General features: G+C 70.9%; 26 protein-coding genes. 14 read left to right on the forward strand and 12 right to left on the reverse strand.

Translation table 11 applies throughout. The features are described from left to right. The first annotated feature begins 49 nt into the window (after positions 1-49). A complete protein-coding gene (gene tuf, locus NYO98_RS02160) occupies positions 50-1243 on the forward strand; it encodes an elongation factor Tu (protein WP_268109880.1) in 1194 nt (397 codons plus the stop codon). Positions 1244-1347: 104 nt separating this feature from the next. Continuing rightward, the gene (locus NYO98_RS02165; RefSeq protein ID WP_268109881.1) at positions 1348-2454 is read left to right on the forward strand and encodes a mismatch-specific DNA-glycosylase; all 1107 of its coding nucleotides are present in this window, start codon (positions 1348-1350) and stop codon (positions 2452-2454) included. Here the strand turns inward: NYO98_RS02165 and NYO98_RS02170 are convergent. From NYO98_RS02170 to NYO98_RS02220, 11 genes are all read right to left on the reverse strand, one after another. Beyond that, the gene (locus NYO98_RS02170) at positions 2415-2858 is read right to left on the reverse strand and encodes a VOC family protein (protein ID WP_268109882.1); all 444 of its coding nucleotides are present in this window, start codon (positions 2856-2858) and stop codon (positions 2415-2417) included. The genes NYO98_RS02165 and NYO98_RS02170 overlap by 40 nt on opposite strands. A 9-nt stretch (positions 2859-2867) precedes the next feature. Further along, entirely contained in the window at positions 2868-3341 is a 474-nt protein-coding gene (locus NYO98_RS02175) for a helix-turn-helix domain-containing protein (RefSeq protein WP_268109883.1), read from the reverse strand. Then, on the reverse strand, positions 3338-4699 hold the full coding sequence (locus NYO98_RS02180; RefSeq protein ID WP_268109884.1) for a transaminase: 1362 nt from the start codon (positions 4697-4699) through the stop codon (positions 3338-3340). The genes NYO98_RS02175 and NYO98_RS02180 overlap by 4 nt, the downstream gene beginning before the upstream one ends. Before the next feature lie 7 nt (positions 4700-4706). Next, entirely contained in the window at positions 4707-6167 is a 1461-nt protein-coding gene (locus NYO98_RS02185) for an NAD-dependent succinate-semialdehyde dehydrogenase (RefSeq protein ID WP_268109885.1), read from the reverse strand. Further along, a complete protein-coding gene (gene gabT, locus NYO98_RS02190; protein WP_268109886.1) occupies positions 6167-7519 on the reverse strand; it encodes a 4-aminobutyrate--2-oxoglutarate transaminase in 1353 nt (450 codons plus the stop codon). The genes NYO98_RS02185 and gabT overlap by 1 nt, the downstream gene beginning before the upstream one ends. Continuing rightward, the gene (locus tag NYO98_RS02195) at positions 7516-8799 is read right to left on the reverse strand and encodes a saccharopine dehydrogenase family protein (protein WP_268109887.1); all 1284 of its coding nucleotides are present in this window, start codon (positions 8797-8799) and stop codon (positions 7516-7518) included. Before NYO98_RS02195 ends, gabT begins: the two co-directional genes overlap by 4 nt. Before the next feature lie 24 nt (positions 8800-8823). Beyond that, the gene (locus NYO98_RS02200; RefSeq protein WP_268109888.1) at positions 8824-9708 is read right to left on the reverse strand and encodes an ABC transporter permease; all 885 of its coding nucleotides are present in this window, start codon (positions 9706-9708) and stop codon (positions 8824-8826) included. A 1-nt stretch (position 9709) separates the two neighbouring features. Further along, positions 9710-10621, reverse strand: coding sequence for an ABC transporter permease (locus tag NYO98_RS02205; protein WP_268109889.1), 912 nt, complete (start codon positions 10619-10621; stop codon positions 9710-9712). Next, positions 10618-11730 carry an ABC transporter ATP-binding protein gene (locus tag NYO98_RS02210; RefSeq protein ID WP_268109890.1) on the reverse strand — a complete coding sequence of 371 codons (1113 nt, stop codon included), beginning with the start codon at positions 11728-11730 and terminating at the stop codon, positions 10618-10620. The genes NYO98_RS02205 and NYO98_RS02210 overlap by 4 nt, the downstream gene beginning before the upstream one ends. A 1-nt stretch (position 11731) precedes the next feature. Further along, on the reverse strand, positions 11732-12985 hold the full coding sequence (locus NYO98_RS02215; RefSeq protein WP_268109892.1) for an ABC transporter substrate-binding protein: 1254 nt from the start codon (positions 12983-12985) through the stop codon (positions 11732-11734). A gap of 70 nt (positions 12986-13055) precedes the next feature. Further along, positions 13056-14501 carry a gamma-aminobutyraldehyde dehydrogenase gene (locus NYO98_RS02220; protein WP_268109893.1) on the reverse strand — a complete coding sequence of 482 codons (1446 nt, stop codon included), beginning with the start codon at positions 14499-14501 and terminating at the stop codon, positions 13056-13058. A gap of 193 nt (positions 14502-14694) precedes the next feature. Here NYO98_RS02220 and NYO98_RS02225 point away from each other — a divergent pair, with 193 nt between their 5' ends. The 3 genes from NYO98_RS02225 to trmB all read left to right on the forward strand — a co-directional run bounded on the left by NYO98_RS02225 (position 14695) and on the right by trmB (position 17369). Next, positions 14695-15153 (forward strand): Lrp/AsnC family transcriptional regulator, encoded by a 459-nt coding sequence (locus NYO98_RS02225; RefSeq protein WP_268109894.1) that lies wholly within the window; start codon positions 14695-14697, stop codon positions 15151-15153. After that, positions 15150-16529 (forward strand): aspartate aminotransferase family protein, encoded by a 1380-nt coding sequence (locus tag NYO98_RS02230; protein WP_268109895.1) that lies wholly within the window; start codon positions 15150-15152, stop codon positions 16527-16529. The genes NYO98_RS02225 and NYO98_RS02230 overlap by 4 nt, the downstream gene beginning before the upstream one ends. Before the next feature lie 108 nt (positions 16530-16637). Further along, complete coding sequence (trmB, locus tag NYO98_RS02235) at positions 16638-17369, forward strand: tRNA (guanine(46)-N(7))-methyltransferase TrmB (RefSeq protein WP_268109896.1); 732 nt, start codon at positions 16638-16640, stop codon at positions 17367-17369. Here trmB and NYO98_RS02240 read toward each other — a convergent pair. Further along, entirely contained in the window at positions 17345-17752 is a 408-nt protein-coding gene (locus NYO98_RS02240; RefSeq protein ID WP_268109897.1) for a hypothetical protein, read from the reverse strand. The two genes, trmB and NYO98_RS02240, sit on opposite strands and share 25 nt — an antisense overlap. Positions 17753-17888: 136 nt before the next feature. On the opposite strand from NYO98_RS02240, the gene NYO98_RS02245 reads away from it, so the two are divergent. The 9 genes from NYO98_RS02245 to rpsC all read left to right on the forward strand — a co-directional run bounded on the left by NYO98_RS02245 (position 17889) and on the right by rpsC (position 23636). Further along, a complete protein-coding gene (locus NYO98_RS02245; protein ID WP_268109898.1) occupies positions 17889-18686 on the forward strand; it encodes an alpha/beta hydrolase in 798 nt (265 codons plus the stop codon). A gap of 390 nt (positions 18687-19076) precedes the next feature. Further along, a complete protein-coding gene (gene rpsJ, locus NYO98_RS02250; RefSeq protein ID WP_008360994.1) occupies positions 19077-19385 on the forward strand; it encodes a 30S ribosomal protein S10 in 309 nt (102 codons plus the stop codon). Positions 19386-19393: 8 nt separating this feature from the next. Next, entirely contained in the window at positions 19394-20059 is a 666-nt protein-coding gene (gene rplC, locus NYO98_RS02255; protein WP_268109900.1) for a 50S ribosomal protein L3, read from the forward strand. A gap of 2 nt (positions 20060-20061) precedes the next feature. Beyond that, positions 20062-20928: a 50S ribosomal protein L4, sunset domain variant gene (gene rplD, locus NYO98_RS02260; protein ID WP_268109901.1), complete on the forward strand. Its 867-nt coding sequence runs from the start codon at positions 20062-20064 to the stop codon at positions 20926-20928. Continuing rightward, on the forward strand, positions 20925-21230 hold the full coding sequence (gene rplW, locus NYO98_RS02265) for a 50S ribosomal protein L23 (protein WP_056599661.1): 306 nt from the start codon (positions 20925-20927) through the stop codon (positions 21228-21230). Before rplD ends, rplW begins: the two co-directional genes overlap by 4 nt. A gap of 24 nt (positions 21231-21254) precedes the next feature. Continuing rightward, a complete protein-coding gene (gene rplB / locus NYO98_RS02270; protein ID WP_129453376.1) occupies positions 21255-22091 on the forward strand; it encodes a 50S ribosomal protein L2 in 837 nt (278 codons plus the stop codon). 5 nt (positions 22092-22096) lie between these two features. Further along, complete coding sequence (rpsS, locus tag NYO98_RS02275; protein ID WP_090969263.1) at positions 22097-22378, forward strand: 30S ribosomal protein S19; 282 nt, start codon at positions 22097-22099, stop codon at positions 22376-22378. Then, on the forward strand, positions 22375-22818 hold the full coding sequence (gene rplV, locus NYO98_RS02280) for a 50S ribosomal protein L22 (protein ID WP_268109902.1): 444 nt from the start codon (positions 22375-22377) through the stop codon (positions 22816-22818). The genes rpsS and rplV overlap by 4 nt, the downstream gene beginning before the upstream one ends. Further along, positions 22818-23636: a 30S ribosomal protein S3 gene (rpsC, locus tag NYO98_RS02285; RefSeq protein ID WP_268109903.1), complete on the forward strand. Its 819-nt coding sequence runs from the start codon at positions 22818-22820 to the stop codon at positions 23634-23636. The genes rplV and rpsC overlap by 1 nt, the downstream gene beginning before the upstream one ends. Positions 23637-23639: the final 3 nt, after the last annotated feature.

Below are 23639 nucleotides of genomic sequence, written 5' to 3' on the forward strand. Positions count from 1 at the left end.
CACCACCCCACACCCACGAGTCAAGTAACAACAATCAGGAGGAGCCCCAGTGGCTAAGGCGAAGTTCGAGCGGACCAAGCCGCACGTCAACATCGGCACCATCGGTCACATCGACCACGGCAAGACGACGCTGACCGCGGCGATCACCAAGGTGCTGCACGACAAGCACCCGGACCTCAACGAGGCTTCGGCGTTCGACCAGATCGACAAGGCTCCCGAGGAGCGCCAGCGCGGCATCACGATCTCGATCGCGCACGTCGAGTACCAGACCGAGTCGCGTCACTACGCGCACGTCGACTGCCCCGGTCACGCCGACTACATCAAGAACATGATCACCGGCGCGGCGCAGATGGACGGCGCGATCCTCGTGGTCGCCGCCACCGACGGCCCGATGCCGCAGACCCGTGAGCACGTGCTGCTCGCCCGCCAGGTCGGCGTGCCCGCCCTGGTCGTCGCGCTCAACAAGTGCGACATGGTCGACGACGAGGAGCTCATCGAGCTCGTCGAGATGGAGGTGCGCGAGCTCCTCTCCGAGTACGAGTTCCCGGGCGACGACATCCCCGTCGTGCGCGTGGCGGCCTTCCCGGCCCTCAACGGCGACGCCAAGTGGGCCGACTCGGTCGCCGAGCTCATGCAGGCCGTGGACGACTACATCCCGACCCCCGAGCGTGACACCGACAAGCCCTTCCTCATGCCCGTCGAGGACGTCTTCACGATCACCGGTCGTGGCACCGTCATCACCGGTCGCATCGAGCGCGGCATCGTCAAGGTCAACGAGGAGGTCGAGATCATCGGCATCCGCGAGGGCTCGCAGAAGAGCACCGTCACCGGTGTCGAGATGTTCCGCAAGCTCCTCGACGAGGGCCAGGCCGGTGAGAACGTCGGTCTGCTCCTCCGTGGCACGAAGCGCGAGGACGTCGAGCGCGGCATGGTCGTGATCAAGCCGGGCACGACCACCCCGCACACCAACTTCGACGCCTCGGTCTACATCCTGTCCAAGGACGAGGGTGGCCGTCACACGCCGTTCTTCAACAACTACCGTCCGCAGTTCTACTTCCGGACCACGGACGTGACCGGTGTCGTGACCCTGCCCGAGGGCACCGAGATGGTCATGCCGGGTGACAACACCGAGATGTCGGTCGAGCTCATCCAGCCCATCGCCATGGACGAGGGCCTGCGCTTCGCCATCCGCGAGGGTGGCCGCACGGTCGGCGCCGGCCGCGTCACCAAGATCACCAAGTGATCTGAGCGCCTGAGGGCGCACCAGCACCACCTCGAGACCCCGTCTCCCGTCAGGGAGGCGGGGTCTCGTGCGTCGCGGCCGGACCCGCCCGGCAGGATGGGGCCATGGGGTTCACCAGGGCCGAGCTCGAGTCGTTCCGCGACGTGGAGGTCCCTGACCTCCTGCCGGGCCCCGACCAGCCGCTGCGGCTGCTGTTCGTCGGCATCAACCCGGGCCTGTGGACCGCCGCCACGCAGTCCCACTTCGCCCGTCCGGGCAACCGGTTCTACCCGGCACTGCTGCGTGCCGGGATCGTGACCCGGCCGATCGACCCGTCCGCGGGCATGACCGACGAGGACCGCAACGAGCTGCGTCGGCGGGGCATCGGCATCACCAACGTGGTCCCGCGGGCCACCGCGCGCGCCGACGAGCTCACGGTCGCGGAGCTGCGCGCCGGCGGCGAGCGGCTGCGGGCGCTCGTGGTCGAGCGGGCCCCGACCGTCGTCGCGGTCGCCGGGGTGACGGCCTACCGCTCCGCGTTCGCCGAGCCCCGGGCCAGGGTGGGCGAGCAGCCCGTGCGCTGGGGCGGCTCGCGCGTGTTCGTGGTGCCCAACCCGTCCGGGCTCAACGCCCACGAGACCGTCGCCACGCTGGCCGAGGCCTACGCCGGAGGCGGCGCGCGCGGCCGGGGTGCTGGCGAGCGCTCCGGGGTCCTGACCGGCCCGGCGCCCGGCCGGCGGTCAGGCGGCGTACGGCGGTGGGAGCAGACCGTGCTCCACGAGCAGCGACTCCACCCGCTCGCGCTCGCGGTCGAGCTCCTCTCCGGGCGGGAGGACGGCGAGCAGGTGGGGGCAGCCCGTCATGTCGGCGGCCTCGCCGAGCACCCGGTCGTAGGCCAGCCGGCACCCCTCGTACTTGGCGAACCGCATCCCGCCGCGGTGGAAGGAGGCACGGAGCCGGCGCAGGTCCGCGCCCACCTGCTCGACGGGCCTGCGGAGGGGGACCACGTCGGCCCCGTGGCGGCGTGCGAGACGGACCCGCCGGGCGGCGGCCCGGGCGCTGCGCCACTCGGCGAGGTCGCCGCGCAGGGCGGCGCAGGACACCCGCATCAGCGCCAGGGCCAGCAGGAGCCCGCCGACGGTGACGAGCCAGCTCCTCATCCCTCCACGGTACGCCGGAGGCGCGTCGGGCGTCAGCCCATGTCGACGCCGTCGAAGTCCTCGGGGGAGTAGTCCCGCTTCTCCACCAGCACCATCCAGTTCCCCGAGTTGTCGCGCATCAGCGCCTCGACCCCGTACGGCCGCTCCTCCGGCTCCTGGAGGAACTCCACGCCCTTGGCCTTCAGCTCCTCGTAGGTCGCGCGGCAGTCGTCCACGTCCATCCCGATGCCGGGCAGGCCGCCCTCGTCCTGGGCGCGCCCCATCGCCTCGATGAGGTAGTCGGGGAGGGGGCTGCTCGGGGTGGTCAGGTGCAGGTGGACCTCGGGCTGCTTCGGGTGGAAGACGGTGCACCAGCGGAAGTCGGGGCCGAGCTGCAGGTCGTCGCCCACCTCGAACCCGAGGACGTCGGTGTAGAAGGCGAGGGACTCGTCGATGTCCTTCACCCAGACGGACAGGAGGGAGATGTTGGTGATCATGCGACGAGCCTAGGAAGGACCGACGCGGTCCTGCTTCTCCTGCGTTGCGGTCCCGTCCGCCCCGCGCCGCTCGACGAGCCCGGCCATGAAGACGTGGCACCCGGGGATGCGCGGGTTGCCCGCGGCGGCGTAGCGCCGCTGGAAGTCGCTGGGGCTCTCGCCGACGATCTTCTTGAAGCGCGAGCTGAACGAGCCGAGGCTGCTGTACCCGACGGCGTGGCAGACCTCGGTGACGGTGAGGTTGGCCGCGCGCAGCAGGTCCTGGGCCCGCTCGACGCGGCGCTCGGCGAGGTAGGCCGCCGGCGTCCGGCCGTAGGTCGTCGCGAACGACCGGATGAAGTGGTAGCGGCTCATCCCGGCGAGCCCGGCGAGGTGGTCGAGGTCGAACGGCTCGGCGAAGTGCCGGTCGAGGTGGTCGCGCGTGCGGCGCAGGTGCACCAGCACGTCGCCGGGGACGCGGCGCGGCCCGGTGTGACCGGTCATCCGAGCAGCGCCTCCACGGCGCCGCGGAACGCCGACGTGTGCGCGTCGACGTCCGACCGGTCGTGGAACGGCGAGAACAGCGACATGTTGTGGAACGGCGCGAGCAGGACGCCGCGGTTGACGGTCCAGAGGTGGAAGAACGCGTCGAGCTCCTCATCCACGGCGGCGGCCGCCTCCGCGCCGGTGCGCGGCGGCGGGCAGAACCAGTACTCGGCCCGGCAGCCCAGCCGCTGGACGTGCCAGGGCAGGTCGTGCTCGGCGATCACGTCGCTGATGCCCTCGGTGAACTGCTCGGCGAGCGGGACGGACACGTCGAAGTCCTCCTGCCGCAGGGCGGTGGAGAGCGTGGCGCGCACGGCGGCCATGGCGAGCGCCGAGCCGGACAGCGTGCCGCCGACCCCGGCGACGTCGATGTCGTGCCCGAGCATCGGCCCCTCGAGCCTCGCGGCGACCTCCTCGGTCATGCCGTAGGCGGCGACCGGGATGCCACCCCCGATGGGCTTGCCGATGACCACGAGGTCGGGATCGAGGCCCCAGGCTGCCGTCGCCCCGCCCGGTCCGGCGCAGATCGTGTGCGTCTCGTCGTTGACCAGCAGCACGCCGTGGCGCCGGGTCACCTCCCGGACGCCGGCGAGGTAGCCGTCGTCGGGCAGCACGATGCCGATGTTGGTCAGCGCCGGCTCCATCAGCAGGCACGCGACGTCGCCCTCCGCGAGCCGGGCCTCGAGCGCGTCGAGGTCGTTGAACGGCACCACGGCGGTCGTGGTGGCGACGTCGACCTGCGGTCCCAGCGCCCCGGGGCGGGGGACCACCCGGTCGCCCGCGCGACCGTGCTCGAGGACGCCGAGCGTCTCGTCGACGGTGCCGTGGTAGCACCAGTCCATCACCGCGATGCGGGGCCGGTCCGTGAGGTGGCGGGCGAAACGGAGCACGAAGCGGTTGGCGTCGGTGGCCGTCATCGCCATCTGCCACCGGGGCAGGCCGAAGCGCCGGCTGAGCTCGCCCGCGACCCAGGCGGCGTCGGTCGACGGCAGCATCGTGGTGATGCCGCGCTCGGTGCGCTCGCGCACCGCCTCGGCCACCGCGGGGAGGCAGTGGCCCGTCATCGAGCCGGTGTCGCCGAGGCACAGGTCGACGTAGCCGATGCCGTCGACATCGGTGAAGCGGCCTCCCTCCGCTGACTCGACGAACAACGGGAAGGAGCCGGGCCAGCGGGTCATCCACGGCATCGGCACGCCGGCGAGGAGGTGCTCGCCCGCCTCCTTCGCCAGCCGGGCCGAGGTCGGGTGCAGGTCGACGAAGCGCTGCTCCTCCTCCGCGTGGAGGGCGGCCAGCCGCGACCGGTCGACCGTCGTCACGTCCGCCTCACAGCGCGCTGCCGACGTACTTGGTCTCGAGGTACTCCTCGATCCCCTCGAAGCCACCCTCCCGGCCGAAGCCGGAGTGCTTCACGCCACCGAAGGGTGCGGCCGGGTTCGACACGATGCCGGTGTTGACGCCGACCATGCCGAACTCGAGAGCCTCGCTGACCTCGAGGACACGGCTGTGGTCGCGCGTGAACACGTAGGCGACCAGGCCGTACTCCGTGTCGTTGGCCCGGCGGACCGCCTCCTCGTCGTCGGTGAAGGTCGAGATCGGTGCGACGGGGCCGAAGATCTCCTCGCGGAGGACACGGGCGGTGGGAGGTACGTCGACCAGCACCGTGGGCGGGTAGAAGTGGCCCGGTCCGTCGGGCACCTCGCCCCCGACGAGCGCGCGCGCACCCGAGGACACCGCTTCGTCCACGAGCTCGTGGACGCCCGTGCGGGCCTTGTCGGTGATGAGCGGCCCGACGTCGACGCCATCCTCGGTGCCGTCGCCGACGGTGAGGGCGCCCATGCGCTCGGCGAGCTTCTGGGAGAACTCCTCGGCCAGCGACTCGTGCACGAGGAAGCGGTTGGCCGAGGTGCAGGCCTCGCCGATGTTGCGCATCTTCGCGAGCATCGCGCCCTCGACGGCCGCGTCGACGTCGGCGTCGCCGAAGACCAGGAACGGCGCGTTGCCACCGAGCTCCATCGAGACCCGGAGGAGCTGGTCGGCGGCCTGCGCCACGAGGGTCTTGCCGACGCCGGTGGAGCCGGTGAAGGTCAGCTTGCGCAGCCGCGCGTCCTTGATGATCGGCTCGCACACCCCGCCGGAGTCGGTCGTGGTGACGACGTTGAGCACGCCCTTCGGCAGCCCGACCTCCTCGAGGAGCTTGGCCAGCGCGAGCATCGTCAGCGGCGTCTCCGACGCAGGCTTCACCACCATCGTGCAACCCGCGGCGATCGCGGGCCCGATCTTGCGGGTGCCCATCGCGAGGGGGAAGTTCCAGGGCGTGATCATCAGGGTCGGGCCGACGGGAGCCTTCATGGTGATCAGCCGGGACGAGCCCGAGGGAGCCGTGGCGTAGCGGCCGTGGATGCGCACCGCCTCCTCGGAGAACCACCGGAAGAACTCCGCGCCGTAGGTGACCTCGCCCGCGGCCTCCTTGAGGGTCTTGCCCATCTCGAGGGTCATCAGGCGGGCGAAGTCGTCGGCGCGCTCGGTGAGCAGCTCGAAGGCGCTGCGCAGGATCTCGCCGCGCGTGCGGGGCTCGGTCGCGCGCCACTCGGCCTGCGCCTCGGCGGCGGCGGCCAGCGCGCGCTCGCCGTCGGCCGGCGTGGCGTCGGCGATCCGGGCGAGCACGCCGTCGTCAGCCGGGTTGTGCACCTCGAAGGTGGCGCCACTGCCGGCGTCGACCCACTCCCCGCCGATCAGCAGCTGGGTGGGGACGGTCGCGAGGAGGGACTGGTTCTGGTCGGTCATCACTCCACCTTGCCAGCCACGGCCGCGTCGAAGGCGGCCTCGAAGACGTCGAGGCCCTCGGCGAGCAGGTCGTCGCCGATGGCGAGCGGCGGCAGGAAGCGGAACACGTTGCCGAAGGTGCCGCAGGTCAACGTCACGAGCCCCTGGGCCGAGCAGGCGCGATGGACGGCCGAGGCGAGCGCGGCGTCGGGCGTACGCCCGGTGCCGTCGCTGACGAGCTCGATCGCCAGCATGGCGCCGCGTCCGCGGATGTCGCCCACCCGGTCGGGGTGGCGCTCGGCCAGCGCGCGCAGCCGCGGCAGGAAGGCGGCCTCGACCTCGCGGGCGCGGGCGGGCAGGTCCTCGGCCTCCATGGTCTCGATCGCGGCCAGCGCGGCGGCGCAGGCGACGGGGTTGCCGCCGTAGGTGCCGCCGAGGCCGCCCACGTGCACGGAGTCCATCACGTCCGCGCGACCCGTCACGGCGGCCAGCGGGAGGCCGCCGGCCATGCCCTTGGCGGTGGTCACCAGGTCGGGCACCACGCCCTCGTGGTCGCACGCGAACCAGTCACCGGTCCGGGCGAAGCCGGTCTGGATCTCGTCGGCGATCAGCAGGATGCCCTGCTCGCGGCACCATGTCGCGACCCGCGCGAGCCACCCGGGCGGCGGGACGATGAAGCCGCCCTCGCCCTGGATCGGCTCGATGAGCACCGCGGCGCAGTTGTCCTCGCCGACCTGGGTGTGCACGGTCGCGACGAGGGCGTCGAACGCCTCCTCGGCGCACGCCTCGGCGCCGCCGGGCCAGCGGTACGGGTAGGCCATCGGCGCGCGGTAGACCTCGCCGGCGAACGGCCCGAAGCGGTGCTTGTAGGGCATGTTCTTCGCGGTCAGCGCCATCGTGAGGTTGGTACGCCCGTGGTACGCGTGGTCGAAGACGACAATCGCGTCCCGGCCGGTGTGGTGGCGCGCGACCTTCACGGCGTTCTCGACCGCCTCGGCACCCGAGTTGAACAGCGCGGACCGCTTGTCGTGGTCACCCGGGGTCAGGTCGGCGAGCTTCTCGCAGACCGCGACGTACTCCTCGTAGGGGGTGACCATGAAGCAGGTGTGGGTGAAGTCGGCCACCTGGCGCTGCACCGCCTCGACCACGCGCGGAGCGGCGTTGCCGACCGTGGTGACGGCGATGCCCGAGCCGAAGTCGATCAGCTGGTTGCCGTCGACGTCGCGCAGGATGCCGCCGCCGGCCTGCTCGACGTAGACCGGCAGCGTCGTACCGACGCCGGCGGAGACGGCCGCCACCTTGCGGGCCTGCAGGGCCTGCGAGCGCGGGCCGGGGATCTCGGTGGCGAGGATCCGTTGCTGGGTCAGGGTCATGTGCGGTCCTCCATCCCCCAGGGAGAGCCGTAGCCCTCCGGCCTGGGTGCGGCGAGCAGGTCGAGGAAGGGCTTCGGCGGGAGCGCCTCGGGGCCGAGGACGCCGCTGCCCTTCCAGGTGCCGTCGGCCAGCAGCTCCAGCGCGACGACGGGGTTGATCGCGGTCTGCCAGACCACGCACTGCGCACCGTAGTCGCGCATCGAGTCGGCGTTGTCGACGACGTGGTAGAGGTACGTCGACCGGGGGGAGCCGTCCTTGCCGGTGCCGGTCACGAGGAGACCGGCGCACGTCTTGCCCTCCATCCGCGGGCCGATCGTCGCGGGGTCGGGCAGGCAGGCCGCCACCACGTCGCGCGGCGAGACCTGCACGCCCTTGACGGACACCGGCTCGGTCGAGTCGAGGCCGAGCGTGTGCAGGGTGCGCAGGATGCCGATCATCTCCTCGCCCAGGCCGTACTTGAAGGTGACCCGGTCGGCCTCGACCCAGCGGGGCATGAGGAGCACCTCCTCGTGCTCGACGTGCACGCACTCCACGGGCCCGATGCCCTCGGGGAAGTCGAAGACCTCGGGCTCGGAGAAGGGCGGCAGGGTGAAGAAGCCCGCCTCGAGGTCGCCCCCGCCCCGCTCGCGCTCCCACACGACGGGCGGGTTGAGGCACTCCTCGATGATGGTCCACATGGAGAAGCCGGGGGCGAAGACCTCGTTGCCGTCGTCGTCGCGGATGACGAGGTTGGCGCCGTCGCGCGTGCCGAGCTCGTCGATGTGGTCGAAGAGCTCGTCGGCGGCGTAGCGGGCGAACACGTCGGACAGCCCGGGCTCCACGCCGATGCCGAGGAGGGCGAGCCGACCGGCCGCCTCCCACTCCGCGGCCCGGGCGAACTGCTCGTCGCCGAGCTTGACGCCGACCTGCTCGTAGGGGGCGTCGGGGTGGCGCACCGACAGGCTCATCGCCATGTCGAGGTAGTCGGCGTCGGCGGCGAGCGCGCCCGTGAAGATCGGCATCACGAACCGCGGGTCGACCGCGTTGAAGACGTGGGTGGCGCGCACCTCGCGGGCGAGCGCCGTGACCGCGTCGGCGTCGGAGGCGTCGACCTGCGCGGCGCTGAGGCGCTCCTCGCCCGGACGACGCGCACGCGCGGCCGCGACCGTGCGCTCGGCGCGTTCGAGGTCGTAGTCGGCGACGACCCAGGCCTCGAAGAAGTCACGCTCCACCGCGATGCGGGCGGCGGCGTCGCCGACACCTCCCGCGCCGACCATCAGGACGCGCATGGGTTCAGGCACTTGGTCACTCCTCGTGGTGAAGGGTCAGCTCTTGTACTTCGAGGCCCGCAGCGAGCTCACGACCTGCGCGCCCACGACGAGGAGGACGGCGATGACGAACATCGAGAAGCCGATGACGTTGGCCTCGGCCGGGATGCCGCGCCGCGAGGCGACGTAGACGAACTTGGGGAACGTCGACTCGTTGCCGGACACGAAGTTGGTGATGATGAAGTCGTCGAAGGACAGCGAGAACGCGAGCATCGCCGCCCCCGCGATGCCGGGCAGGATCAGCGGGAAGGTCACCTTCCAGAACGTCTGCATCGGGCTCGCGTAGAGGTCCTGGGCGGCCTCCTCGATCCGTGGGTCGAGGGACTGGATGCGCGCGCTGACGGTCACCACGACGAAGCTCAGGCAGAACATGATGTGCGAGAAGACGATGGTGCCGAAGCCGAGGTTGATCCCGATGTTGGCGAAGCCCTGCACGAAGATCGTCAGCAGCGCGGCGCCCATCACGATCTCGGGGGTGGCCATCGGCACGAAGATCAGCACGTTGCTCGCCGACCTGCCCCGGAACTTGTAGCGCACCATCGCCAGCGCCATCAGCGTGCCGAGGACGGTGGCCACGACCGTGGAGATCACGCCGACCTCCAGGGAGGTGACCAGCGACTCGCAGACGCCCTGGACGCCGCACGGGTCCTGCCAGTGCTCCCACGTGAAGCCCTGCCACACGATGTTGGTCTTGCCGTGGTCGTTGAACGAGAAGACGAAGGTGTAGGCCACCGGCAGGAAGAGGTAGAGCAGCACCAGGACCGCGGTGATCATCGCGAAGTGGTTGGCCAGCCAGACCTGGGCCCGCTTGCCGGCGGACGGCCGGTAGGCCGGCGTCTCGCTCGTGGTCGCGGGTGGGGTGGTGCGCGTCGTCGTGGTCATCTCACACCAGCTCCTCGGTGCCGAAGCGGCGGATGTAGAGGAAGACGAGGACCAGGATCGCGGCCATGAGCGTGAAGGACAGCGCCGCCGCCACCGGGTAGCCACCGGGCACGGCGAGGAACTGGTCGTTGATGACGTTGCCGATCATCTTGCCCCGCTGGGGGCCGAGCAGCTCCATGTTGACGAAGTCGCCGGCGGCCGGGATGAACGTCAGCAGCGTCCCGGCCAGGACGCCCGGCATCGAGATCGGGAGCGTCACGGTGCGGAAGGTCGTGAAGCCGTTGGCGTAGAGGTCGCCGCCGGCCTCGATGACGCGCGGGTCCGCGCGTTCGAGCGAGGCGTAGATGGGCAGCACCATGAACGGCAGGAAGTTGTAGGTGAGGCCTGCGACCACCGCGATCGGGGTGTTGATGATGTGGCCGTTGGGCAGCAGGTGCAGGAAGTTGAGGACGCCCGCGACCCACCCCTCGTCGGCCAGGATCTGCGACCACGCGAACGTGCGGAGGATGAAAGAGGTGAAGAACGGCGCGATGACGCAGATCATCATCAGGTTGCGCCACCTGCCGGCCTTGAACGCCATGGCGTACGCCAGCGGGTAGGCCACGGCGAACGCCAGGAACGTGGCGAGGCCGGCGTACAGGAACGACCGGGCGAAGTGCGGGGCGTAGTCGGTGAGGGCGCTGGCGTAGTTCGAGAAGTTGAGGTCGCGGTAGTAGTAGCCCGGGAAGCCGGGGTAACGGCTCTGCAGGCTCACCGACGCGAGCTGCACGAGCGGCAGCAGGAAGAAGATCGCGAGCCAGAGCACACCCGGCAGCATCAGCAGGTAGGCCGTCCAGGACCGACGCTTGACCTCGGGTGCGGCGGCCGCGGGCTCCAGTCCCGGATCGCCGGCCACGTGGGCGAGCGCGCTCACCCGAGTGACCCCTCGTCCTCCGTCGGCACGCCGAACGCGTGCCCGGGGTTCCAGGTCAGCCAGACCTCGTCACCGGGCCGCAGGTCGAGCGGCTCGACGTCGAGGTTCTGCTCGTAGCAGCTCCAGGTCGCCCCGCTCGGCATGTCGACGAGGTAGGTGGTCGCGACGCCCAGGAACGACACGTCGCGCACCACGCCCCGCACGTCGTTGCCCACGCCCTCCGGGCGGGTGCGCGACACCGTCACCTTCTCCGGGCGGACGCCGAAGAGCACGTCGCCCTCGTGGACCTGCGAGCGGGACCTGAGGATCTTGACCGGCGTGCCGAGCACGTTGACGACGAGGTGGTCGCCCTCGACGTCCTTGATCGTGCCGACGCCGGTGTTGGCCTGCCCGAGGAAGTTCGCGACGAACCTGGTGCGGGGGAGGTCGTAGAGCTCCTCGGGCGCGCCGAGCTGCTCGATGTGCCCGCGGTTCATCACCGCCACGGTGTCGGCCATGGTCATGGCCTCCTCCTGGTCGTGGGTGACGTGGATGAACGTGAGCCCCACCTCGGTCTGGATGCGCTTGAGCTCGACCTGCATCTCCCGGCGCAGCTTGAGGTCGAGGGCACCGAGCGGCTCGTCGAGCAGCAGCACCTCCGGGTGGTTGACCAGGGCCCGGGCGAGCGCGACGCGCTGCTGCTGCCCTCCGGAGAGCTGCGCCGGCTTGCGTCCGGCGAAGGAAGCCATCTGCACCAGCTGCAGCGCCTCGTCGGCCCGCTCGGACGCGTCGGCGGCCTTGCGGCGCTTGGGGCCGAAGGCGACGTTGTCGCGGATCGTCAGGTGGGGGAACAGCGCGTAGGACTGGAACACCGTGTTGACCGGGCGCTCGTAGGGCCGCGACCCGGTGAGGTCGGTGTCCCCGATCATCACCCGCCCGGCCGTGGGCTGCTCGAGCCCCGCGACCATCCGGAGCGTGGTCGTCTTGCCGCAGCCCGAGGGGCCCAGCAGGGCGAAGAAGGAGCCGCGGGGGACCTCGAGGTCGATGCCGTCGACCGCGGTGAAGTCCCCGAACGTCTTGGTGACGCCCTCGAGCCTGAGGTCGCCCTGGGCTTCGCGGAATCCGGCCATGTCAGTTCCCCATCACCTTCGTGGACCAGAGGTCGGCGTACAGGATGTCCTCGTCCGCGTCGAGCACCCGGAACTGCTGGACGTTGTTGTCGGCGATGAAGTCGACCGTCGGGAAGATCCACGGGCTCTCGGCCAGGTCGGGGTCGATCTTCTCCATCTCGGCCTGCGCGCCCTCCACGGGACAGACGTAGTTGACCCACGCGGCGACCTGGGCCGCGACGGCAGGGTCGTAGTAGTAGTCCATCAGCCGCTGGGCGTTGCGGCGGTGGGTCGAGGTGATGGGGACCATCAGGTTGTCCGACCACAGGGTGCCGCCGGACTCCGGCAGCGTGAAGGTCCAGTTGGGGTCCTCGGTGTCGTAGGCGAGGACGAAGATGTCGCCGCTCCACGTGATGCCGGCGACCGCGTTGCCGCTGGTGAGGTCCTCCATGTAGGAGTTGCCCTTCACCTTGCGGATGTAGCCCTCGTCGATCTTCTGCTCGATGAAGTCGAGCGCCTTCTCGAACTCGGCCTGGCCCCAGTCGCTCTCGATGTCGACGCCCTGGGACTGCATGACCAGTCCGGCGGTGTCGCGGAACTCCGAGAGCACGACGACGCGGCCCTTGAGGTCGTCGGTCCACAGGTCGTCGAGCGACTTCAGCTCGCGTCCGACCTTCTCCTTGTTGTAGCCGATGCCCGCGAAGCCGCTCTGCCAGGTGATCGAGTGCATCCGGCCGGGGTCGAAGGAGGCGTCCTTGAGCGGCTGCAGGAGGTTGCCGACCACGTTGGGCATCTGGATCAGCTCGAGCGGCTGGACCACCTGGTCGCGGATGAGCCGGGCCGCCATCCAGTCGGTCAGCGTGATGATGTCGCGGTCGATGCTCTGCCCGGCGCGCAGCTGCGGGCCCACCTTGGCGTAGTAGGAGTCGTTGTCGTCGACCTCCTCGTAGTAGCCGACCTCGATGCCGGTCTTCTCCATGAAGGCCTCGAGGGTCGGGGACTGCGTCTCCTTGCCGTTCATGTCGAGGTACGCCGTCCAGTTCGCCCACTGGAGCGTCTTCTCCTCGTCGGAGACGTCTGTGGGCAGGTCCAGGGCGGCGACCCCTCCGGCGGCCGGCGGCTCGGGCGGGGCGCACCCCGTGAGCGCGAGGCCGGCGCCGGCGGCGACGCCGGTGCCGAGCAGCGCCCGACGGCTCAGACCACCCGAGGCGGCCGCGGCCAGGGCGGCGGCCGGTGGGTCCAGGGGGCGCCGTCGCCGGCGCGGGATGGGTGTCATCGGTGCATCTCCTCCGGTTGGCCCCCGAGCCGTGCTGGTGTGCTGGTGCTGGTCATCCTGCGCTCGTCGATCAACTCTCGATGTTGGCCATGACGTGCTTGACGCGCGTGTAGTCCTCGAACCCGTACATCGAGAGGTCCTTGCCGTAGCCGGACTTCTTGTAGCCGCCGTGCGGCATCTCGGCGACGAGCGGGATGTGGGTGTTGATCCACACGCAGCCGAAGTCGAGCGCCCTCGACATCCGCATCGCCCGGCCGAAGTCCTTCGTCCACACCGACGAGGCGAGCCCGTAGTCCACGCCGTTGGCCCAGCGGACCGCCTCCTCCTCGTCGGTGAAGCGCTGGACGGTGATGACGGGGCCGAAGATCTCGTTCTGGATCGCCTCGTCGTCCTGGCGCAGCCCCGAGAGCACCGTCGGCTCGAGGAAGTAGCCGTCGCCGAGGTCCGTGCGCCGGTTGCCGCCCGCCGACACGGTCGCGTGGGACGGCAGGTTCTCGATGAACCCGCTCACCCGGGCCAGCTGGGTGGCGTTGTTGACCGGACCGAACAGGGCGTCCTCGTCGTCGGGGAGGCCCACCGGTGCCGAGCTCGCGGCGTAGTCGGCCAGCGCGGCCACGAAGTCGTCGTGGATGCCCGGTGCGGCGAGCACGCGCGTGGCCGCCGTGCAGTCCTGGCCGGCGTTGAAGTAGCCGGCGATCGCGATGCCCTCGACGGCTGCCTCGATGTCGGCGTCGTCGAAGACCACGACCGGCGCCTTGCCACCGAGCTCGAGGTGGACGCGCTTGAGGTTCGGGGCGGCGCTCGCCGCCACCTCGGCGCCGGCGCGGACCGAGCCGGTGATCGCGACCAGGCCGGGCGTCGGGTGCTCGACGAGGAGGCGCCCGGTCTCCCGGTCGCCGGTGACGACGTTGAGCGTCCCGGCCGGGAGGAACTCCGAGGCCAGCTCGGCCAGCCGGAGCGTGCTCTCGGGCGTGGTGTCGCTGGGCTTGAGGACCACGGTGTTGCCGGCCGCGAGGGCCGGGCCGATCTTCCAGATCGCCATCAGCAGGGGGTAGTTCCAGGGCGTGACCTGGCCGACGACGCCGATCGGCTCGCGACGGATCCACGACGTGTGGCCGGCCATGTACTCGCCCGCGGCCTTGCCCTCCAGCACGCGGGCCGCACCGGCGAAGAACCGGAGCTGGTCGACCATCGGCGGGATCTCCTCGCTCGCGGTGAGCGCCTTGATCTTGCCGGTGTTGGCGGACTCGAGGTCGATCAGCTCCTCGGCGTGGCCCTCGATCGCATCGGCGATCTTCAGCAGCGCCTGCTGGCGCTCGCTGGGCGTCGTACGCCCCCACTCGCCGAAGGCCCGGCCGGCCGCCTCGTAGGCCGCGTCGACCTCCTCGGCCCCGCTGACGGGCGCGTGGGCGACGACCTGGCCGGTCGTCGGGTCGACGACGTCGCTGGTCGCGCCGGCGCTGCCGTCGACGTACGTGCCACCGATGAAGTTGCGCAGCGTGCGTGGGCTGGTCACGGAGTTCCTCCCGGTCGGGTGCGGTGAGGGGAGACTAGGACGGGTCCGGTGGCCGTCGCCATACCTGTTGCCGAAGATTGTGCGGGAATCGCAGAATTAACAGCCCGGAAATGCGGATTCCGCGCTCGTCGACTTGCGAACCAGCGATCTCGCGTCCACGATGTCGCCATGAGCGAGCGCCGAGGGCACGGGCATGGGTGAGGCACAGGTACGCCTCGACGCGACCGCCAAGCGCATCATCGAGCTGCTGCAGGAGGACGGACGGATCTCCTACGCCGCGATCGCCAAGGCGGTCGGGCTGTCGGAGGCGGCCGCCCGGGCCCGGGTCCAGAAGCTGCTCGACTCCGAGGTGATGCAGGTCGTCGCGGTCACCGACCCCACCCAGGTCGGGTTCACGCGCCAGGCCATGATCGGCGTCCGCACCGAAGGCGACCCGATGAAGGTGGGCGACCGCCTGGCCGAGGTGCCCGAGGTCGACTACGTGGTCACCACCGCCGGCAGCTTCGACCTCCTCGTCGAGGTGGTGTGCGAGGACGACCCGCACCTCCTCGACGTCATCCGTCAGGTCCGCGAGCTCGAGGGCGTCGTCTCCTCGGAGACGTTCGTCTACCTCAAGCTCAACAAGCAGCACTACAACTGGGGTACCCGATGAGCATCGACGAGAACATGGACTACCAGGCCGCCGGCCGCGACCACCTCTGGTTGCACTTCACCCGGCACTCGACCTACGAGAACGGCGGCGAGATGCCGCTGATCGTGAAGGGCGAGGGCCACAGGATCTGGGACAGCCACGGCCGCGAGTACATCGACGGCCTCGCCGGGCTGTTCGTCGTGCAGGTCGGCCACGGCCGCGAGGAGCTCGCCGAGGCGGCAGCCCGCCAGGCGAAGGAGCTCGCCTTCTTCCCGCTGTGGTCCTTCGCCCACCCGCGCGCCGTCGAGCTCGCCGACCGGATCGCCGCGATGGCGCCCGGCGACCTCAACCGCGTCTTCTTCACCACCGGCGGCGGCGAGGCCGTCGAGTCGGCGTGGAAGCTGGCCAAGCAGTACTACAAGCTCACCGGCAAGCCCAACAAGCACAAGGTCATCTCCCGCGCAGTCGCCTACCACGGCACCCCGCAGGGCGCGCTGTCCATCACCGGCATCCCGCCGCTCAAGGAGATGTTCGAGCCGCTCGTGCCGGGCGCCCACAAGGTGCCCAACACCAACTTCTACCGCCGCCCCGAGTTCGTCGGCGACGACGAGAAGGCCTTCGGCCGCTGGGCCGCGGACCGCATCGCCGAGGCGATCGAGTTCGAAGGTCCCGACACCGTCGCCGCCGTCTTCCTCGAGCCGGTGCAGAACGCCGGCGGCTGCTTTCCGCCGCCGCCCGGCTACTTCGAGCGGGTGCGCGAGATCTGCGACCAGTACGACGTCCTGCTCGTCTCCGACGAGGTCATCTGCGCCTTCGGGCGGGTGGGGGAGATGTTCGGCGCGGCCGAGTTCGGCTACCAGCCCGACATCATCACCTGCGCGAAGGGCATGACCTCGGGCTACTCGCCGATCGGCGCGATGATCGCCAGCGACCGCCTCTTCGAGCCCTTCAAGCAGGGCACGACGGCGTACGCCCACGGGTACACCTTCGGCGGCCACCCGGTCTCCTCGGCGGTGGCGATGGCCAACCTCGACATCTTCGAGCGCGAGGGCCTCACCGACCACGTCCAGCGCAACGCCCCGGCGTTCCGGGCGACCCTGGAGAAGCTCCTCGACATCCCGATCGTCGGTGACGTGCGCGGCCACGGCTACTTCTACGGCATCGAGCTGGTCAAGGACCGCGAGACCAAGGAGACGTTCGACGACGCCGAGTCCGAGCGGCTGCTGCGCGGCTACCTCTCGGGCGCGCTCTGGGAGGCCGGCCTCTACTGCCGCGCCGACGACCGCGGCGACCCGGTCATCCAGCTCGCCCCGCCCCTGATCATCGGCCAGCCCGAGTTCGACGACATCGGGCAGCGGCTGCGCAGCGTGCTGACCGGGGCCCTCGCGCACCTGTAAGTGGGGCACGCCAGGAGCACCCAGATCGCCCCAGGCTCCCGAGCCCACGCGCTCGGCGCCCTCGGGGGCGCCGAGCACGCCCGAGCGGAGCGAGGGCAAGATGGCACCGTGAACGACGTCGTACGCCCCGCCCGCCCGCATCACAAGCTGACCGCGGACGGACGCCGGATGCGCGAGGTGCTCACCTACTCGCGCCGGGGCAGCCGGTTCACGCCGCGCCAGGCGGAGTCGTGGGCCGCCCACCACGCCGACTGGGTGATCCCCGAGGAGGCCGTCGACCGGCCCGGGTTCGCCCTCGAGGAGTGGTTCGGCCGGGAGGCGCCGCTGATCCTCGAGATCGGCCCCGGCATCGGCGAGGCGACGTCGGTGCTCGCGGCTGCGCGCCCCGACCACAACGTGCTGGCCCTCGAGGTGTGGCTGCCCGGCATCGCCGACTCGCTGTGGCGCGTCGCCGAGGCGGGGGCCGACAACGTCCGGTTCTGCTCCGTCGACGCCGTGTGGACCCTGGAGAACCTCCTCGGCCCGGCCAGCCTGGCCGAGCTGTGGACCTTCTTCCCCGACCCGTGGCGCAAGACCAAGCACCGCAAGCGCCGCCTGGTGAACCCGGCCAACGCCGCGCTCGCCTCGTCCCGGCTGGTGCCCGGCGGTGCGTGGCGGCTGGCCACCGACTGGGCGGACTACGCCGACCAGATGCGCGAGGTCCTCGACGCCGAGCCGACCCTCGAGGGCGGCCGGGTGGAGCGGTGGGCCGAGCGGCCCGTGACCCGCTTCGAGCGGAAGGGCCGCGACGTCGGCCGCGACATCGTCGACTTCTGCTACCGCCGGTCCGACCGGGGCTGATCGATCACCAGGCCCGCCTCGCGCAGCAGGTGCTCGAGCCGCAGCCGCTCGGCCTCGCGGTCGGTGCCCTCGCGCAGGTCGGTGACCAGGTCCGTCACGCCGAGCGCCCGGGCCGCCTGCCCCAGCAGGTCGTCGTACGCCGCCATCGTGCCGCGCCGGCGCGCCATCGGGGTGCCCGGCACGGGGGCCAGCACCTCCCGCCGCACCCGGCGCAGGGCCGCCGCGACCTCCTCGATGGCCGGAGCCGACGGAGCGGGCGGGGGAGGGGAGAGGTGGGCACGCACCCGGCGCACCGCCCGGCCGATCTCGGCCTGGCAGAGGGCGAGCCCCACCGCCGCGCCCAGCATGAGGGTGCAGAGGACGAGCACGACCAGACCGGCCATCCTCCGACGGTAGGTCGGCCCCGGGGGTGAGGCAAGGGGCCGTGGCGCGGCAGCTCGAGCTCCTCGCCGACGTGGGGAGCCCCTGCTCCGGAGCCTGGGCCTCGACCGGTCTCGCGATGCTTCCTATCCTCGTGCCGTGCGGATGACGGGGGAGCGCTGCGGGGTGGTGGTGGCCGCGCTGGCCCTGCTCGTCGCGGGGTGCTCCGGCACGGACACGACGACCACGGGCGAGTCGCCGGCCCCCGACCCGACCGCCGCCCTGCGAGAGCGCTGCTCCGCCGCCGTCCCGGCCGACGCGGACCTCGAGGCCCTGACGATGCGGGGTGCGAGTGGTGGCGAGCTGGAGGTGGCCCGCGTCGGTCCGGCGCGGAACGCGACCGTGGCGGTGCTGCTGCCCCAGACCAGCGGCCTGTGCGGGTGGGGGCGGTGGGCCGCGGTCGCGGCCGAGGACGCCGGCGTGACGTCGCTGCTGGTCAACCCGTGCGGCTACGGCGAGTCGGTCTGCACCGCCGAGCAGGACGCCGACCCCCTCACCGAGGTCGCCGCGGCGACGCGGGTGGCGCGCCGGGACGTCGGCGCCCAGCGCGTCGTCCTGCTGGGGACGTCGATGGGCGGGTCGCTCACGGTCATGGCCGTGGCGGCCGGCGCCGACGTCGACGCGTGGGCCGACATCAGCGGACCCTCGTCCTGGGAGGGGGTCGAGCTCGAGCCGCTGGCCGGCGACCTCCCCGCCACCGGCCTCGTCGCCATGGCCGCCAGCGACGGCCCGGCGGAGGTCGCGGACGCCCGCGCGCTGGCCCGGGCCGGCGGGGTGCCGTTCGTCCCACGCAGGTACGGTCACGGGTGGGAGCTCCTGGTGGACCCGGTCAGCGGGTCCCTGACCCGCCTCGGACGCCGCCTGGTGTACCTCGCCGCCGACCCCCGGCAGGGGTGAGGAGCACCGCACCGGCGGGCCTGCCAGCCCGATTTGGCGTGGGCACGTGGAGTCTGTCAAGATGATCCGGTTGCTCCGGCGGGTCGCCGGGGTGCGGCACACACCTTGACTTCTGAATCGCGTCTCCTTGATCGAGCCAGTCGTCTGCGTGCGCCGCACCGGATCACGTGGTGATCGGAGACCCGACCAGATCCGACAACCGTCGGGTGCCACCCAGAGCAGTACCGATCCTCCCGGGGTCGTGTCACGAGGCCCATGTTTTTCAGTGGCCAGCGCGACACGCCCGACCGCGGGGGTCGGAGGGTGGAGGAGAGACAGGCGGCGCTCGCCCACCGGGGGCTGAGAGCCGAAACCAGACCAGGCGTACGAGATCGAAGAGGACAGGGACCTATGGCGGGACAGAAGATCCGCATCAGGCTCAAGGCCTATGACCACGAGGTGATCGACACCTCGGCGCGGAAGATCGTGGACACCGTCACCCGTACGGGTGCGAAGGTCGCCGGCCCTGTGCCGCTGCCGACCGAGAAGAACGTGTACTGCGTCATCCGTTCGCCCCACAAGTACAAGGACTCCCGCGAGCACTTCGAGATGCGCACCCACAAGCGCCTGATCGACATCATCGACCCGACGCCGAAGACCGTCGACTCGCTGATGCGTCTCGACCTGCCTGCCGGTGTCGACATCGAGATCAAGCTCTGAGGCCTGACATGACCAACACTTTCGAGCGCAACGCGAAGGGGCTGCTGGGCACCAAGCTCGGCATGACCCAGCTCTGGGACGAGAACAACAAGGTCGTCCCCGTCACCGTGATCGCGGCCGCGACCAACGTCGTGACCCAGGTCCGCCGGCCCGAGGTGGACGGCTACAACGCCATCCAGGTCGGCTTCGGCGAGATCGAGGCCCGCAAGGTCAACTCGCCCGAGGCCGGTCACTTCTCCAAGGCCGGTGTCACGCCGCGTCGTCACGTCGCGGAGATCCGCACCGCCGACGCCGCCAGCTACACCGTCGGCCAGGAGCTGACCGTCGAGACCTTCGCCGCCGGCGAGGAGATCGACGTCACCGGCACCAGCAAGGGCAAGGGCTTCGCCGGCACGATGAAGCGTCACGGCTTCTCCGGTGTGTCCGCCTCCCACGGTGCCCACCGCAACCACCGCAAGCCCGGCTCCATCGGCGCCTGCGCCACCCCGGGCCGCGTGTTCAAGGGCACCCGCATGTCGGGCCGCATGGGCAACGACACGGTGACCACCCAGAACCTGACGGTGCACGCCGTCGACGCCGACAAGGGCCTGATCCTGATCAAGGGCGCCGTTCCCGGCCCCAAGAACGGTCTCGTGGTCCTTCGCTCGGCCGCCAAGAAGACGCAGGAGGCCTGAGCATGGCTGTCAAGACCGTCAAGGTCGACCTCCCCGCCGAGATCTTCGACGTCGAGGTCAACATCCCCCTGATCCACCAGGTCGTCGTGGCCCAGCAGGCCGCTGCGCGCCAGGGCACGCACGCCACCAAGACCCGCGGCGAGGTCCGCGGCGGTGGCCGCAAGCCCTACAAGCAGAAGGGCACCGGCCGCGCCCGCCAGGGCTCGACCCGCGCCCCGCAGTTCGCCGGCGGTGGCACCGTCCACGGCCCGCAGCCGCGCAGCTACGACCAGCGCACCCCCAAGAAGATGAAGGCCGCCGCCCTCCGCGGTGCCCTCTCCGACCGGGCCCGCAACGACCGCGTCCACGTGGTCGACGCCCTGGTGTCGGGTGACAAGCCCTCCACCAAGGCCGCGCTCGCCGCGCTGACCTCGCTGACCGACCGCGTGGGCTACCTCGTGGTGCTGGAGCGCTCCGACGCGCTGACCTGGCTCTCGCTGCGCAACGCGCCGGAGGTCCACATCGTCGCCGTCGACCAGCTCAACACCTACGACGTGCTCAACGCCGACGACGTGGTCTTCACCAAGGGTGCCTACGACGTCTTCGTGGGTGGCGCCTCCGCGGCCCCCGCCGCGAAGACCGAGTCGGCTGCTGCGCCCGCCACCGAGCAGGCCACCGACGAGCCGGCCCTGCCGGCCGGTGCGAAGGCCCCGCTCAAGAGCGGCAAGAACCCCAAGGGCTACGAGGTCCAGGGCCTGCAGTCCGGCACCTACCTCGTCGAGGGCGACGCCGCCTACGACGTCGCGGGTGGCGACTTCTGGTTCAAGTCCGCCGAGGACGCCGAAGCCGCCGGCCTGACCCGCGCCGACGAGAAGGAGAGCGACAAGTGAGCACCCTGCACAAGGACCACCGCGACGTCCTGATCGCCCCGGTCGTGTCGGAGAAGAGCTACGGCCTGCTCGACGCCAACAAGTACACCTTCATCGTCCACCCGGACGCCAACAAGACCGAGATCAAGATCGCGGTCGAGAAGGTCTTCGACGTCAAGGTCACCTCGGTCAACACGATCAACCGACAGGGCAAGACCCGTCGCACCCGCTACGGCATGGGCAAGCGTCCCAACACCAAGCGCGCGATCGTCAGCCTCGCCGAGGGTCACCGCATCGACATCTTCGGAGGTCCGGTCTCCTGACCGGGCTCCTGACTAGGAACTGATATGGCTATCCGCAAGTACAAGCCGACCACCCCGGGCCGTCGTGGCTCGTCGGTGGCCGACTTCGTCGAGATCACCCGGTCCACGCCCGAGAAGTCGCTGACGCGCCCGCTGCCGAAGAACGGTGGCCGCAACAACCAGGGCCGCATCACCACCCGTCACAAGGGTGGCGGTCACAAGCGCGCCTACCGCATCATCGACTTCCGTCGCTACGACAAGGACGGCGTGCCGGCCAAGGTCGCTCACATCGAGTACGACCCCAACCGCACCGCGCGCATCGCGCTGCTGCACTACGCCGACGGCGAGAAGCGCTACATCGTCGCCCCCAAGGGTCTGACCCAGGGCACCGCGGTGGAGTCCGGCCCGAACGCCGACATCAAGCCCGGCAACAACCTGCCGCTGCGCAACATCCCGGTCGGCACGACCATCCACTGCGTGGAGCTGCGTCCCGGCGGCGGCGCGAAGATCGCCCGCTCGGCCGGCAACTCCGCCCAGCTGGTCGCCCGTGAGGGCAGCCGCGCCACGCTGCGCATGCCCTCGGGCGAGATGCGCTTCGTCGACGTCCGCTGCCGCGCCACGATCGGCGAGGTCGGCAACGCCGAGCAGTCCAACATCAACTGGGGCAAGGCCGGCCGCATGCGGTGGAAGGGCGTCCGCCCGACCGTCCGCGGTGTCGTCATGAACCCGGTGGACCACCCGCACGGTGGTGGTGAGGGCAAGACGTCCGGTGGTCGTCACCCCGTCTCCCCCTGGGGCAAGCCCGAGGGCCGCACGCGCAAGCGCAAGGCCAGCGACTCCCAGATCATCCGTCGTCGCAAGTCCGGCAAGGGTAGGAAGTAACCGACATGCCTCGCAGCCTCAAGAAGGGCCCCTTCGTCGACGACCACCTTCAGAAGAAGGTGGACGCCGAGAACGAGAAGGGCAGCCACAACGTCATCAAGACCTGGTCGCGCCGGTCGATGATCGTGCCCGACATGATCGGCCACACCATCGCCGTGCACGACGGTCGCAAGCACGTCCCGGTCTTCGTGACCGACTCCATGGTCGGCCACAAGCTCGGGGAGTTCGCCCCCACCCGCACCTACCGCGGGCACGTCAAGGAAGACCGGAAGGGACGCCGTCGATGAGCACCACCGAGCGCAGCCGCACCAGTGCGCGCCGCGAGTCGCTGCTCGGCGACCAGCCGGGCGCGTTCGCCAGCGCACGCTACGTGCGGATCACCCCGATGAAGGCCCGCCGTGTCGTCGACATGGTGCGCGGCCTCCAGGTCGACGAGGCCCTGACCCTGCTGCAGTTCGCGCCGCAGGCCGCCTCCGAGACCGTCTACAAGGTGCTGGAGAGCGCGATCGCCAACGCGGAGACCACCGAGGGCCTCAACCGGGCCGACCTCGTGCTCTCCGTCGCCATGGTGGACGAGGGCCCGACGATGAAGCGTTGGCGTCCGCGTGCCCAGGGCCGTGCGACCCGCATCAACAAGCGCACCAGCCACATCACCCTCGCGGTGCAGCCGGCCGACGCGCTGGCCACGAAGACCGGCCGCGCCAACAAGAACGGAAGGGGTGCCTGATGGGCCAGAAGATCAACCCGAACGGCTTCCGCCTGGGCATCTCCACCGACCACAAGAGCCGTTGGTACGCCGACAAGCTCTACAAGTCGTACGTCGGTGAGGACGTCGCCATCCGCAAGCTGCTCTCCAAGGGCATGGAGCGGGCCGGCATCTCCAAGGTCGAGATCGAGCGCACCCGTGACCGCGTGCGGGTGGACATCCACACCGCCCGTCCGGGCATCGTCATCGGCCGCCGCGGCGCCGAGGCGGACCGCATCCGCGGTGAGCTCGAGAAGCTCACCGGCAAGCAGGTCCAGCTCAACATCCTCGAGGTCAAGAACCCCGAGATCGACGCGCAGCTGGTCGCCCAGGGCGTCGCCGAGCAGCTCTCGGGCCGTGTGCAGTTCCGCCGCGCCATGCGCAAGGCGATGCAGACCTCGATGCGCTCCGGAGCCAAGGGCATCCGGATCCAGTGCTCGGGTCGTCTCAACGGCGCCGAGATGTCGCGCACGGAGTTCTACCGCGAGGGCCGCGTGCCCCTGCACACCCTCCGCGCCGACATCGACTACGGCTTCTACGAGGCCCGCACGACCTTCGGTCGGATCGGCGTGAAGGTCTGGATCTACAAGGGCGAGGTCGCCGGCACCCGTGCCGAGCGCCAGGCCCAGCAGGCCGCCCGCGCCGGTGCCCCCGGCCGCGGCGGTCGTCCCAACACCCGTGGCGGTGACCGTCCGAGCCGTGGCTCGCGCGGCGACCGCGCTCCTCGCGCCGAGGCCACCGCCGAGACTGCTGCGGCCCCGGCTGCCGAGGCTGCACCGAGCACCGGACAGGAGGCCTGACCT

Origin of the sequence: Nocardioides pini (assembly GCF_026712185.1) — a bacterium.
GTDB classification, from domain to species: domain Bacteria; phylum Actinomycetota; class Actinomycetes; order Propionibacteriales; family Nocardioidaceae; genus Nocardioides; species Nocardioides pini.